Source organism: Tenacibaculum todarodis (genome assembly GCF_001889045.1).
In the GTDB taxonomy this organism is placed as follows: Bacteria; Bacteroidota; Bacteroidia; order Flavobacteriales; family Flavobacteriaceae; genus Polaribacter; species Polaribacter todarodis.
Genome location: NZ_CP018155.1, coordinates 761,072 through 774,490 on the forward strand (window position 1 = coordinate 761,072; position 13,419 = coordinate 774,490).

Annotated in this window: 13 protein-coding genes; all 13 read right to left on the reverse strand. The window is 30.1% G+C overall.

The window, feature by feature from the left end:
* Positions 1-17: 17 nt before the first annotated feature.
* Positions 18-722, reverse strand: a complete 705-nt coding sequence (locus LPB136_RS03480; RefSeq protein WP_072554803.1) for a pseudouridine synthase — start codon at positions 720-722, stop codon at positions 18-20.
* On the reverse strand, positions 723-1,769 hold the full coding sequence (locus LPB136_RS03485) for a TlpA disulfide reductase family protein (protein WP_072554804.1): 1,047 nt from the start codon (positions 1,767-1,769) through the stop codon (positions 723-725). It abuts the gene before it with no gap.
* Complete coding sequence (locus tag LPB136_RS03490; protein ID WP_072554805.1) at positions 1,756-2,955, reverse strand: multidrug effflux MFS transporter; 1,200 nt, start codon at positions 2,953-2,955, stop codon at positions 1,756-1,758. Before LPB136_RS03490 ends, LPB136_RS03485 begins: the two co-directional genes overlap by 14 nt.
* 14 nt (positions 2,956-2,969) lie before the next feature.
* Complete coding sequence (locus LPB136_RS03495; RefSeq protein ID WP_072554806.1) at positions 2,970-3,929, reverse strand: tRNA dihydrouridine synthase; 960 nt, start codon at positions 3,927-3,929, stop codon at positions 2,970-2,972.
* A 918-nt stretch (positions 3,930-4,847) separates the two neighbouring features.
* Positions 4,848-5,252 (reverse strand): hypothetical protein, encoded by a 405-nt coding sequence (locus tag LPB136_RS03500; RefSeq protein ID WP_072554807.1) that lies wholly within the window; start codon positions 5,250-5,252, stop codon positions 4,848-4,850.
* Positions 5,253-5,272: 20 nt separating this feature from the next.
* Positions 5,273-6,046 (reverse strand): LytR/AlgR family response regulator transcription factor, encoded by a 774-nt coding sequence (locus LPB136_RS03505; RefSeq protein ID WP_072554808.1) that lies wholly within the window; start codon positions 6,044-6,046, stop codon positions 5,273-5,275.
* A gap of 1 nt (position 6,047) precedes the next feature.
* Positions 6,048-7,070 (reverse strand): sensor histidine kinase, encoded by a 1,023-nt coding sequence (locus LPB136_RS03510; RefSeq protein WP_072554809.1) that lies wholly within the window; start codon positions 7,068-7,070, stop codon positions 6,048-6,050.
* Positions 7,071-7,123: 53 nt separating this feature from the next.
* The gene (locus LPB136_RS03515) at positions 7,124-8,053 is read right to left on the reverse strand and encodes a DUF6268 family outer membrane beta-barrel protein (RefSeq protein WP_072554810.1); all 930 of its coding nucleotides are present in this window, start codon (positions 8,051-8,053) and stop codon (positions 7,124-7,126) included.
* The gene (locus LPB136_RS03520; protein WP_072554811.1) at positions 8,038-8,397 is read right to left on the reverse strand and encodes a DUF2147 domain-containing protein; all 360 of its coding nucleotides are present in this window, start codon (positions 8,395-8,397) and stop codon (positions 8,038-8,040) included. The genes LPB136_RS03515 and LPB136_RS03520 overlap by 16 nt, the downstream gene beginning before the upstream one ends.
* Positions 8,398-8,521: 124 nt before the next feature.
* A complete protein-coding gene (locus LPB136_RS03525) occupies positions 8,522-9,196 on the reverse strand; it encodes an ABC transporter ATP-binding protein (RefSeq protein WP_072554812.1) in 675 nt (224 codons plus the stop codon).
* Between the two features lie 12 nt (positions 9,197-9,208).
* Positions 9,209-10,447, reverse strand: coding sequence for an ABC transporter permease (locus LPB136_RS03530; RefSeq protein ID WP_072554813.1), 1,239 nt, complete (start codon positions 10,445-10,447; stop codon positions 9,209-9,211).
* A 3-nt stretch (positions 10,448-10,450) separates the two neighbouring features.
* Positions 10,451-11,548, reverse strand: coding sequence for an efflux RND transporter periplasmic adaptor subunit (locus tag LPB136_RS03535; RefSeq protein WP_072554814.1), 1,098 nt, complete (start codon positions 11,546-11,548; stop codon positions 10,451-10,453).
* An 11-nt stretch (positions 11,549-11,559) separates the two neighbouring features.
* Positions 11,560-12,897, reverse strand: a complete 1,338-nt coding sequence (locus LPB136_RS03540; RefSeq protein WP_072554815.1) for a TolC family protein — start codon at positions 12,895-12,897, stop codon at positions 11,560-11,562.
* Between the last annotated feature and the right edge of the window lie 522 nt (positions 12,898-13,419).

Sequence of the window (13,419 nt, forward strand, 5' to 3'; positions counted from 1 at the left end):
AATACTATAAGTAATAATTATTTTAATGGAGATTGCCAGTTGAATACTTCAAATAAGCTTATCCAATCTTTTGGAAATGTTGATTTTAACACTAATTTATCTTCAGAAAATGGGTGTTTAAATTCTAAAATTCCAGCATGTAAAAACATGTTGGCACAGTTAAAGTTTTCATCGAACATTACATTATGATTTTTGTCACCATATTTTGGATCGCCAATTAACGGATGCGAAATCTTGTTAGAATGTACACGTAATTGATGCATTCTACCCGTTTTTGGTTTTAATTCAACCAAACTATAACGAGAAGAATCGTATGGTTTTACAGGAATGTCTAGCACAATTTTTTCTAATGTTCTAAGATGTGTTTCTGCTTCTTTATGTACTTTTCCATCACGTCCTTTTACAGGAGAATCTATGATTTTAGTTTCTGGAGCATGACCACGCACAATTCCGAAGTAAGTTTTATCAATCTGATTTTCAGTAAACAACTCTTGAAACTTAGAAACGTATGTAGTTTCTTTTGCTAAAAGAATAATTCCTGATGTTTTTCTATCCAAACGATGAATAGGGTAGAACTTACCTCCAATTTGTGTATCTAATAATTGTAACAAAGATTGTTCATCTGCTACATTCCTGGAATGACGTGCATGATGCACCAAAACGTTATTGGGTTTATTTACACAGATGATAAATTCATCTTCAAAAATGATTTCTAAATTCAACTATTTAAAGATTTTTTTAAGTTCTTTCTCCAGTTTATCAATCGGAATTTTGTTTTGGATAATTCTTCCTTTATCATCTAACAAAACCATGTGTGGAATTCCACGTACTCCATACATTTTGGCAATATCATTATCGTCATCATACACATGATTCCAATTTTCCATTGCATCTTCATAAACACCGTTTTCCCAAGCATTTATTGACCTGTCTTGCGAAACAGTAACAATATCAAAACCTTGATTTTTATAAGTATCATATAATTTTTTAATTCTTGGTGAAAGTACTCTACAAGGTCCGCACCAACTTGCCCAAAAATCGATTAATACTGCTTTTTTACCACGTTTTACTTGTGCAAGCGTAGTAATTCTTCCAATTAAATTAGTACCAGAAAAACCTTTAGCAATCGGTCTATTTTCAATTTTTGCGGCAGCTTCAGTAATTATAGTGTTTGCTTTTAAATCTGTTAAATAAGCTTTTAATTCTGTATTTGTAGAACTTTCTATTCTTTGTTGAATTTCACCAATAGTTTTCGAGGATAAAGCTTTCTGCTGAATAAGATGTAAACCTAATAGATTTGTACTGTTTTCTTCAATGAAATTTAAATAATTCTCATTTATATAAGTATCATCAACATATTTAGATTTTGAAATAGCTGTTTGATGTATATTATTCTGATAATCAGCATATTTTTGATGCAATTTCCCACCTAAAACCGTAGCGCTATTATTAGCAAAAAGTACGTTGAAAGATTCGTTTTCAAGAATAATTGTGTGTAAATCCTCTTCTTTATTCAATTTTAAAAAAGCTACAGAAGGAGCATTGATTTCGCCTTTTAATAAGATATTTTGATTATCAATTTTAGCTTTATTAATTACATTTAAGTCTTTGTTTAATAGATATATACTATCTGAATCAGTATAGTTTACACCAGTGATAGTGTATCCATTAAAAATCTTAGTAACACTTACTTTTTTTTCTTCCTTTGTATTACAAGTAAAGAAAAAAAACAAGCATCCGATGAATAAAAGATATTTAAGATTTTGCATATTGTTTTTTAACTAACTGTAGTAAAATTAAGGAAATAGTTCCACACACAAAAAATCCTACAAAAAGTGGGAGTGAAGTAGTAGTAACATATTTACCAATTAATGTTGCAATTGGAACTGCCATTATAGTTGAAACAAAGCCATTTATTGCAGACCCAACACCTGCAATATGCCCAATTGGTTGCATAGCTAAAGATCGTATATTTCCGAATAAAAAACCAAGTGAGAAAAACTGTAACGCAAAGAATGTGAGTAGAATAGTGGCGCTCGGATTTTCTTCTCCAAAGAATAATAATACGTATGTTAATGATATTGCTACAAAACATATCATAAAAACAGAAACTAATTTAAACATTCCGTATTTTACTACAAATGTTCCGTTAAAAAATGTTGCCAAACCAACACCAAATGCCAAACCAGCAAAAATGAAAGGAAATTCTTCTTTTAATGCATATTGTTCTTCAAAAATCTTTTGAGAAGCTGATAAATAAACCATAAAAGAACCTGTAATAAACCCTGAAATTATGGTAAAAATGATAGCTGATTTGTGCTTCAAAAATTCTTTTGTTCCATCTACAAATAAACTGAGTTTAAATGGTTTTTTATGTGCTGGTTTTAAGGTTTCTGGCTGTCTTTTCCATAACCAAAGCATAACCAAAACTCCAAATAATAATTGACTGTAAAAGATTGATTGCCAACCAAAATTGTCTAAAAATATTTTACCAATTGCAGGCGCAACTATTGGAACCAAAATAAAAATAACAACAACAAAAGACATAATTCGTGCCATATAATCTCCTGAAAAACTATCTCGAACCATTGCTATACTTATGGTTCTTGGTGCAGAAAGTCCAATTCCTTGTAGTATTCTACCAAAAATCATCATTTCTAAACTATCTGCATACACACAAATAATACTTGCAATTACAAATACTATAAATCCGAAATAGATTACCGGTTTTCTTCCAAAACTATCTGAAATTGGACCAGAAATTAACTGTCCGAATCCTAATCCCAAAAAAATCATGGTTATTAATAACTGATTGTCATTAGATTCTGTAACACCAACTGCTTTTCCTATTTCACTTAAAGCTGGTAATAAAGCGTCTATAGATAAGGCAACTAAAGACATTAATGAAGCCATTAATGCTATAAATTCTAATTGCTTTTTGTTTTGTTTTTGCATCCTGTAAAAGTAGGCTAATTATTCAGCTTTCTTTCGTCATTTAGTATATCTTTAACAGCATTTCTGTACTTAAACGGATTTGTTGCTTTTTTAATTTTTTTATAGGTTTTTTGCGGATTGTTAAAGGTTTTAGAAAAGTATTCCCAAAAGCCTAACATCTTCATTTTTATAGGTGTTGGACCTGATAAAGCTTCGTCATATTGTTGATAAATTTCATTATGAAACGCTTCAAAAATATCCCAACGATCTGATGGATATTCTGTTGTATTCGCTTTAATCATGCTTGGTAAAAATGGATCTGCAATTAAACCACGACCAATCATAAAATTATTGATAGAAGGGAAGCGTTCTTGCATCTTTTTAAAGCTTTCAACAGACGTAATATCGCCATTATAATAGAGTAGATGCTTTGTGTTTTCTATACATTTCTGAAAAGCATCTAAATCTACGCCACCTTTGTACAATTGTTTACCAATTCTTGCATGAATTGCTATGTTTTTAAGCGGATATTTGTCCAAAATAGGAAAAGAATGCAGAATTTCTTCGCTATTTTCATAACCCATTCGCATTTTCATAGAAACTATTACGTCAGTTTCATTATGTACACGATGTAGAATTTCATCAATTTTAGTGGGGTTACAAATTAATCCAGAACCCATACCAGATTTAGTAACCATTGGATACGGACAACCTAAATTCCAGTTTAACTCTTTGTAACCTAATTCTTGAATGTATTTGGTTACAAATAGAAATTCTTCAGCGTCATTAGAAATTATCTGCGGAATAACTTCCAAGGTTGTGTTATTTTCTAATTCTAAATCTCGTTGATAACTCGATTTAATTTTTAATTTTCCATTTAAACGGATATATGGAGCGTAAAAAGTATCAATTCCACCAAAATATTTATTTTGTGCATTTCTAAAACGAAAATCTGTGAAACCTTGTAAAGGTGAAGCTAATAATTTTAAACTCATAGTTTATTATAAGTTGCAAATATAAATAGAAGTATAGTTGTTTATGTTATCTACTTTGAAAAACTCTATTTAACATAATATTAATTATAGTACAAATGCTTTGATAGCTATAATTCTCTATTATGTAAAATATCCCATAAAGTTTAGAACATAGAAATAAACATTGCTATTGGGGTGTTTTAACATTCGTCAACAAGTGTTCATTATAATTCCGTAGAATCTCGTATTTGGTATTATTCAAGAATATTTTTCAAATACGTTATTTATAAGGAACATTTAGAGCATTAAAATTTGTAGCTATAATTCGCCATTATATTAAATTGCCTCTTGCCAAAAACGCTCGATTGTTTTATTAAAAATAATTATGCTAGCGCAGTAATTTTTTTAAACACAATTTTCCAACGCTTGCCAACGCACAAAAGCTAATTTTTAGATTTCTTCTAAATTTGTAATATCAATTAAAATTGTGCTGTAATTTTTTTCCATTAACATTTTCGTCAACTTCCCACAAGAGCATAAATTTTAAAAAAATAAAATTCTATGCACTTGTTATATTTGGAACTATAATGGAAGTTTCTATTGTTTAGTACTTATAATATTATGTTAAATAGATAATTACATTGTTACTATTAATCCTTTATTATTTTCTTTTTTTCCTTGATGAAAAAAGAAACAAAAAAATCAAGACTTACATATAATTTTGGAAACAATTACGGCTAGTTTCTCTATATTTTAGAATAAATTGTAACTGATTAAGTTAATTATGAAAAGGATTTAATCCATTGATTATCAACGATATTTATTGTTGACTCTCTAAAATATTACGCTCATTCACCTATTGTTGAGCCAAATTTATATTAGGCCTTTTGCCAACGCTTCATCTGTCTAAAAACGTGCTACGTTATTTAACATAATAAACTAACTTTTAAGTTTATCAGTCATATTTTCTAAAGCATATTTTATTAATTCTTGAATTGTATTTGAAGAAACTTTAATCTCCCAATTTGATAAACTTGGCATTAAACTAACATTATTTTCTATGAAAATATTGCTATCAGATTGTGATAAATTTTTTGATGGAATTAAATAAACAACCTTCGGTTCTTTATCTATTATTAATATTAGAGCGACAAATAGCTTATCTCTTAATTCTCCTAAATCTTGTTTTGCTATTTTAATACTACGTTGTGTAGTATCTAAATCTATAGATTTTAGATATAATTGATTATCTCCAATTAAAAAATCAACTCCTTCCCTCCCATTTTGTTTAGAAGTTAGTTCTAAATCAAAGGTTTTTAGTTCTGATTTTATAAAGTCTATCATAATTTATTTCCCTTCTTTGTTTACTTATCCATCCAACGTTTAAAAGCTGAAGCTTTATCTTTTCCAACAATTATATCTTCTGCGTGTGATGGTTCTATTTCAAGTTTTAGTTTCCCATTAAAATAAGAATGAACTCTTTTAATAGCATCCATACTCACCACGAATTGACGATTTATTTTAAAAAAACTATCAGGTTGTAATTGCTCTTTTAAACTTTCGAGTGAAAAATTAACTGGATATTCTCTTTTTTCGAAAGTTACTGCAAAAGTAATTCCTTGCATACTGTAAAAAAGCGCAATTTCTTCAACAGATATATGAAAAAAAGATTCGTTAGATTGAATTAAAAATCGTTTACGGTAATTAGGCTTTTCACTTTTTATGAGCGAAGCGAGTTCCTTAAAATCTATATTTGAGTTTTGATCGTGAATGAATTGAGTATTGTATTGATAGTACTTCTCAAAGGCAGTTTGCAACTCATCTTTTTCAACAGGTTTTAACAGATAATCAATACTATTTACTTTGAATGCTTGTATAGCGTATTCGTCATAAGCGGTTGTAAATATTATAGAGTTTTCAATGTTTACTTGTTTAAAAATTTCAAAACTTAATCCATCAGATAATTGAATATCCAATAAAACAATATCTGGATGCGGATTGTTTTGAAACCAATCAACGGCAGATTTTATACTGTTTAAACAACCAATAACTTCGGTTTTAATATCTATTTCCTGCAAGGTTTCTTTTAATAAACGTTGTGCAGGAATTTCATCTTCTATAATTAATACTTTTATCATTTTATGCTGAAATTAAAGGAATAGTAACTATAAATTTTTCTTCTTTTTCTCCATAGGTAAAGCCCTCTTTTTTAAGCAATTCAAATCGCTTACTTAGGTTGGATAAACCAGTATATGTTGAATCTACATTATCAATAATTTGTAGATTGTTACTAACAATTAACATATCATTTCCATCACTTTTAATAGAAATTTTTAACACATTTTCTTCGTTTGCAACATTGTGCTTAATGGCGTTTTCAATTAAAATTTGTAAGGTTAAAGGCGGGATTTGCATTTGCAATGCTTCATCAGAAATATTTACTACATATTCCAAAGCATCCCCAATTCTAACTTTGTGCAAAAAAATAAAGGAATCAATAAAATCAAGTTCCTTTTTTAAGGAAATTAAATCGTGATTTTTACTTTGCAATACATAGCGATACACTTTTGATAGTTTGCGTGTGAAATGTTCTGCTGTTTTTGGATTATGTTTTATTTCTGAAATTAAAACATTCAAGCTGTTAAACAAAAAATGAGGATTTACTTGATTTTGCAACACTCTATAATCTGCTTTTAGTTTTTCCTTTTTGTAGTGTTCTGCATTCAGCAAAGAATCTTTCCATTGCTTAAAGAAGTTTATAGCTATAGAAATACTAATAAAACCAATTAAAAAAACAACGGAACATATAAATATTATAACTGGTGCTTTTGGATAAATTAAGGACTGCCCGTTAATAAAATACCAAGCAGTAAATGGTATCCCTATGGATATAAATGTCCATAATATGATAACTCCTATTTGAATAAAAAGTCTTTTTTGTGGGTTGGAATACCAAGGATATTTTTTATTCAAATAACGGTCAAAAAATAAGCTACCTTCAACATTCAAATTGAAAAATAGCAGGTAAAAAAACAAAAACAATCCCTTTGGAATTTGCAATTGAAATTCAGCGTTTTCAGGTATACCCAAACTAACTAATTTCATTACAAGAATAGCGTACAACGACACTAAAACAATTCTAATTACAATATTTTTTGACATTTCTAATTACAGTAAATTACAGATAGTAATATATTAAATTAAAATTAACGCTATTATTTTCTTTTTGGCGGAACCAACACAATTCCTACACTAAAAAATGGTGCTGATTCAGAGTCAAAATCATACGTAATATCATCTGCATCAATCAAACTATACTTTCTACCTGCACTTACCCCTCCAAAAGCTTCTAAACGAAGCAGTTTAGTGAGTTGATAATCGGCTGTTACTCCAAAATTTGCTCTAGAATAGTTTATTTTATCAATACTATTGTCATCAGAATGTACGTTAAAATTTCCTCCGTTAAGATTATATTTTACACCCAAATCTAATTTGTTATTTGGCAATAATGAATAACTGTATTTTGCACTTATAGGCAAAAAAGCATTTATTTCGTGTTTATTGTTTTTATATTGCAAATTGATTAAAGGAATTAATCTTGGACTTCCCAAACGTGCACTATATGCTAAACCACCTCCCAGTTTAAATGAGGAACTAAACTTTCTTGTGGCTGTAACTGCTCCTTGAAAAATAAAATCGTCGGAACTCAATTTAGCCTCAAAATCTGATGCTAAAGTAGGTTTTAAATTGACTAAAAGATTCCATTTTTCGTTCCATTGATGTAGCAAGGTTAACTGGTAAAAAAACGTCTGTAATTTTTCTTCGTTTTGACTAGGCTGAAACAACGGATTATCAAATGATGCTTCCACAAATCCATAACCAAACCCATTAACTAAAACAGTTTTATCGTTTTTTAATTTCTTTGGAAAGTTTACAAAAGTACCAAATTCTTGAAATGAAATTTCTTGATTTCCTAAATCATTTTTAATTTCTGATTTTTGGTAGTTTACATATTTAATTCCTGCTAATTTAAAATCCTGTGCATAACTTACTTTCAGAAAAATAAAGAAGAAAAATAGACCAACACTTGCTTTTTGCTTTGATGTATTTATATTAAAATATCGCATAATTATTTTCTTTTCCATTCCATAGTTTTGCTAAAAAAGCCAACCTTTATTTTAACTTCTAACAAATTTTCTTTTGGAACAAATTCAGCATCATACCATTTTTTACGCTTTGGGGAATATACCTTTCCTTTCCAGGTGTCTTTAGTTTGCTTGAGTTCTTTAACCATCAGTTTTCCAATTTCAGCCTTGGGGTTATCCGAAGACATAATTTCTCCGCAATAAAAACCATCTTGTTGTTCAATTTTTACAACTGAATTTTGCTCGCCTAAAACCCATTCGCCTACTACGTCGGACTGTGCAAAACTGTTTATGCTAAACAAACTGATAGTAATTAGTACTATTACATTTCTTAAATTTTTCATTTATTAGATTTTTAATTTATTATTCTTAATTCTTTACAAGAATAAAATATGTTCTGTTTCTTATCAGAAATTTGTTATTGAAATCGAATTTTGGGCTTTGAACTCGAAAAAAACTAATTTTTAATTATTGACTAATTAATTTTCCATCCGAAAGCTCAATAATACGGTCGCAATTAGCGGCAAATTCATCATCGTGAGTAACAGCTATAATGGTCTGTCCGCGTTCTTTTGCCAATTCTTTAAATACATCAAAAACAATATTTGTGTTTTTAGAATCGAGGTTTCCTGTGGGTTCATCGCCCATAATAATGGATGGCGAATTTATTAGTGCTCTTGCAATGGCAACCCGTTGTTGTTGCCCGCCAGATATTTTAGAGGCTTTCTTATGTTCATTGCCCTTTAGGCCTAACAAGTGAAGCGATGCGATGGCTTCAGCTTCAATTTCATCTTTACTTTTTTTATTTAGTTTTAAAGCGGGCAACATCACATTGTCCAAAACGGTAAATTCTGGTAGCAAAAAGTGAAACTGAAACACGAAACCGATTTGTTCGTTTCTAAACTTCGCCAGTTCATTTTGTGATAAACCAGTAACCTGTGTACCATTAATTGAAATGTTTCCGTTGTATTTTGTATCCATTGTAGATAGCAGATACAGTAAGGTGGATTTACCCGAACCCGATTTTCCGATAATGGAAACAAATTCGCCTTTTTTCACATCAAAAGAAATATCTTTTAATACTTGAAATTCTACTGGGTCGTAAAAATGCTTGTTGATATTTGATAGAGAAATTGCTTTCATTTATTTATATTTTTAACCTCTTAATATTTCTACAGGGTCAACCTTTGACGCCTTGCGTGATGGAAGATATCCTGCTATTAGCGTGATAATTGCACCAAAAGAAAATGCAAATACATAATCTTTTAAATTGTAAACAACAGGTAATGTGTTTTGTGAAGCAATTTTAAACGGTACAATGTCTAGCATTTGTACAATAACATTTCCTAAAAATAAACCTACAAATCCACCTATTAAACCAATGGCTACCGACTGTGTTAGAAAAATTTCAATAACATCTTTCCCATTGAATCCCATTGCTTTTAAGATGGCGATTTCTTTAATCTTTTCGTTTACGGTCATATTCATAATATTGTAAATTCCAAATCCTGCAACAATCAATATGGTAAGGGAAACTGCAATTGCCAATACATCTCTCAATAAACTGGACGAAACCAGTTGGTCGTTTCCTTCTTGCCAAGATTCTACCTTGTAGTCCGTGAGTTTGCGAACTTTTTCTGCAACGGTTTTGGCATTATTATAATCATAGGTATTTACCAAAACATCAGTTGCATAGCTTTTGTTTTTAGAAAATAATTGCCTTGCCGTTTGAATGGAAATTAAGGCGCTCGTTTTATCTGTAACTTTAGAACCTGACTCTAAAAGCCCTATAATTTTAAAGGTTTTAGATATTCCTTCAGATGTTGAAACTGAAATGGTATTACCTGTTTTTACGCCAATGGTTTGTGCCAATCCAACGCCTAAAATAATACCATCAGAGCGTTTGTCTAATTCACTTAAATTACCTTCTACAATATATTTTGCGGTTTCAAAAAGTTTGTTTTCATTAACTGTTTCAATACCTGAAAGCGATGCACTTGTATTTGAAACTCCGTTTCTAATAAAAACTTTCTCATTGAGTTGTAGTGCAACACCATTAATTTCAGGCAAATTCAACAATTCATTTTTAATAGCATCTGCGTTTTTAATGCCTTGTGTATATTGAATATTTCTGGCATTATTGACCATTAAAATCGTATTACTATCTTTCGGTTTTGATATTATTGGTGTTATATCTTCCGATAAATCATTGTAAATTTTAATATGCGACATTGATGTGAAAGTGATTTCCGTTTGAATATTATTTACACCTGCCATAAAACTGTTCATTGCTATGTACATTGAAATACCAAAGCTTACACTTAATATCGCTACTAGCAATTGCCTAAACCTTGAAGTGAGATGTACTTTTGCAATTTTCTGATTGGTATTCATCTTTTATATTTTTGATTTTACAATGATGTCTTCTTCTGTAATTCCTGAAATTACTTCCGTCCAATCATTATTTTTTCTTCCTATTTTTATAGCTATTTCTTTATCATTTTCAAGTATGACATAATTTTCTCTAATGAGATATGCAGTTGGAATAACCAACACATTTTTACTACTGCCAGTTTCAATATTTGCTTGTAGTTGAGAACCTGAAAATATTTTAGAAGGAACTTGTTCAAACTGTGCTTCTACAACATAAGACTGCTCTGTGGTATTAAATGAAGGATATATTTTTGAAATTTTTGCTTTAAATGTCTCGTTAGGGTTGGTGTTTAAATGCACAGAAACTGCCTGATTATTGTTTATTTTTTTAATATCATCTTCCGCAACAAATAGTTTGATGATAAACGCACCACTTCCAATTTCTGCAACAGCTTCGCCTCTTTTGATGAGTTCGCCTTGTTTTTTAAACACATTGATAACCGTTCCAGAAATAGATGAATTTAGTTTGTAATCATCAAGAATGGCTTTTTGTGTATTGACTTGTGCTAGGCTTCTTTTTTCATTTAGTTTTAAATCAGACGCAGTTGCCTTGTAACTGTCTTGTAAAACCAAAAGGTTATTTTGTGAAGCTTCATACTGCAATTCGGCTTTTTCAAAATCCAATTGTGAAACCGAATTTTTTGTACGTAAATTTTTATAACGCTGGTAATTTGTTTTGTCTAAAGACAATTGTGTTTTTGCCTGATTAATGTTTGTTTGAATTTGCTGTAATATAGAAGCATTGGCAGAAGCATTGGTTACTGCATTGTTGTAAACTGCCTGTGCATCTTCAACTTGATTGTTTTGCACATCACTTTTTATAACAGCAACCATTGTGTTATTAGTTATAATATCGCCTTCGCTTACTGGTATTGTGGTTAAAATTCCATCTGCATTAGCAGATACGGTATATTGATTTTCTTGTTCTATAAAACCACTTGCAAAAACTGCATCTTCTATGTGTTTTCTTGTTGGTGTTGTGGTTTCTTTGTTATTACACGATGACAATAACGAAATTGCTACGAGCATACATCCTAAAAAGGTTATTCTATTCTGTTTCATTTTTATGTTAATTAATTGTTGGATTTTAAATCAATTTGTCTGATATACAATTTATACTTCGCCAATGTGTATGATGCCAAACTTTGCAGATACGTATTTTGTGCATTTAACAAATCTTCATAACTGTCTAAACGTTCGTTTAAACTTGTAATACCACTATTGTATTTGTTTTCTGCGTGCACATCATTTTTCTGCCTGAGAACCATAATTTTGGTGTTTTCTGCTAATTCTTCTTCAAATTGATTGACATCTAAAAGCAACAAATCGTCTTCGTTTTGGGTTACCAATTTTGTGTTTTCCAGTTGCAATTCTTGTTGTTGCAGTTCCAATTTTGATTTCTTTATTTTTGATTGAGAAGAAAAACCACTAAAGATTGGAATATTCAGCTTTGCACCAATATATTGTTGTGGTAATTCGTTAGCGTTTGAAAAATCTGTAAATACATCGGTAGCCCAACTCGTGTTGTATTGATAGTTAAGACTTAGATTAGGCAGAAGCAATGCTTTCTTTTCTTTTAGAAGCGATTTTTGTTTATCGACTTCCATTTCTTGCCAAGTAATTTCAGGGTGTATGGTTTCAAAATTTGTACTTGTTAACCTGAAATTTTGAGGTGTATCTGAAATAGTAATTTGTTGGTTGGTGTTTAATTGGCTTTGCAATTGCGTATAAAATCTGATTCGATTACTTAAAGCTTGTTGTAAAGTGTTACGATTTTGTAATTGTTTAATGTTAGCCGAATTGAGAGCATCTTCACTAACGATTCCTTTTTGAAATTTTTCGTTTGTACTGTTATATATCGTATCTGAAACCTTTAAGTTTTCTTCATAAATAACAATAGCTTCTTGTGTCAGCAAAATGGAATAATATGTTGAAGCCAAAAGATTATAGGTGTTAAACTTGCTTTTTTGTGTGTTAATTTCACTTTGTTCAGTTACTATACCTGTTGTTTCCGAAGCAAATATTTTTTGAAAATTTAGAATATCCCATTGTGCTTGAATTCCAGTAGAATAAACGTGTTGTTGTCCAAAGGTTAATTCTCGAAAACTACCTTCAGTAGCGTTTGGATTAAAAAACTGTTCAGGAACCAAAGTGGGTTGCAAGGTTAGGTTGTTGTTATATCCTGCACTAGCATTTACAGAAGGATATAAATAGGATTTTGCATCCTTTTTATTAGCACTTGCAATTTGTTCGCCAATGACCGCACTTTGGATTTGTATTGCGTGTTCATCAGCGTATTTCAGAACATCCTGAAATGACAGGAACTGAATTTGAGCATCAGTTTCATTCCTTTGCCCAAATATAAATGTTGTGCTTAGCGTTACTAAAAAGAGTATTAAATTTCTGTTCATTGCAAAAAATATGTTTTAAATTCTTTGCAAAGATGTAGAGCTAAGACTTCCTTTTTAGAAATTAGTTATTGAAGTCGAATTTTGGGTTTTGGGGTCGAAAAGGAAGTGTTGAAGAATATAGAGTGGTGTTTTTATCCCATTCCATACACATTTCACTACTCTCCTATCGTCATTTCGTAAAAAGCGTATTCCATTAACATTGTAGAGAAACATTTGAGAAGAAAAAAATAAAGAAAATTTGAGGTATTAATCTCGCTTTAACCCAAAGCAAAGTAACATAACGCAGAACATTATAAGACAAAAAAAGATAGTCATAAATATTACGTTGGTTTTATAAAAATAAGTTCTATATTTTTATACTGATAATTGATATTTAATCTCTTTTACTTTTAATCATAAAGATTTTAAATTTCGATTTTTCCTTTGTCAGATTTATATAAAGATTCCATTTTAGTTTAATTTGCTATAAATGACAGGCATTTTTCCTTTCCAAGTTGTCCATAAATCTTCATCACTAATTAG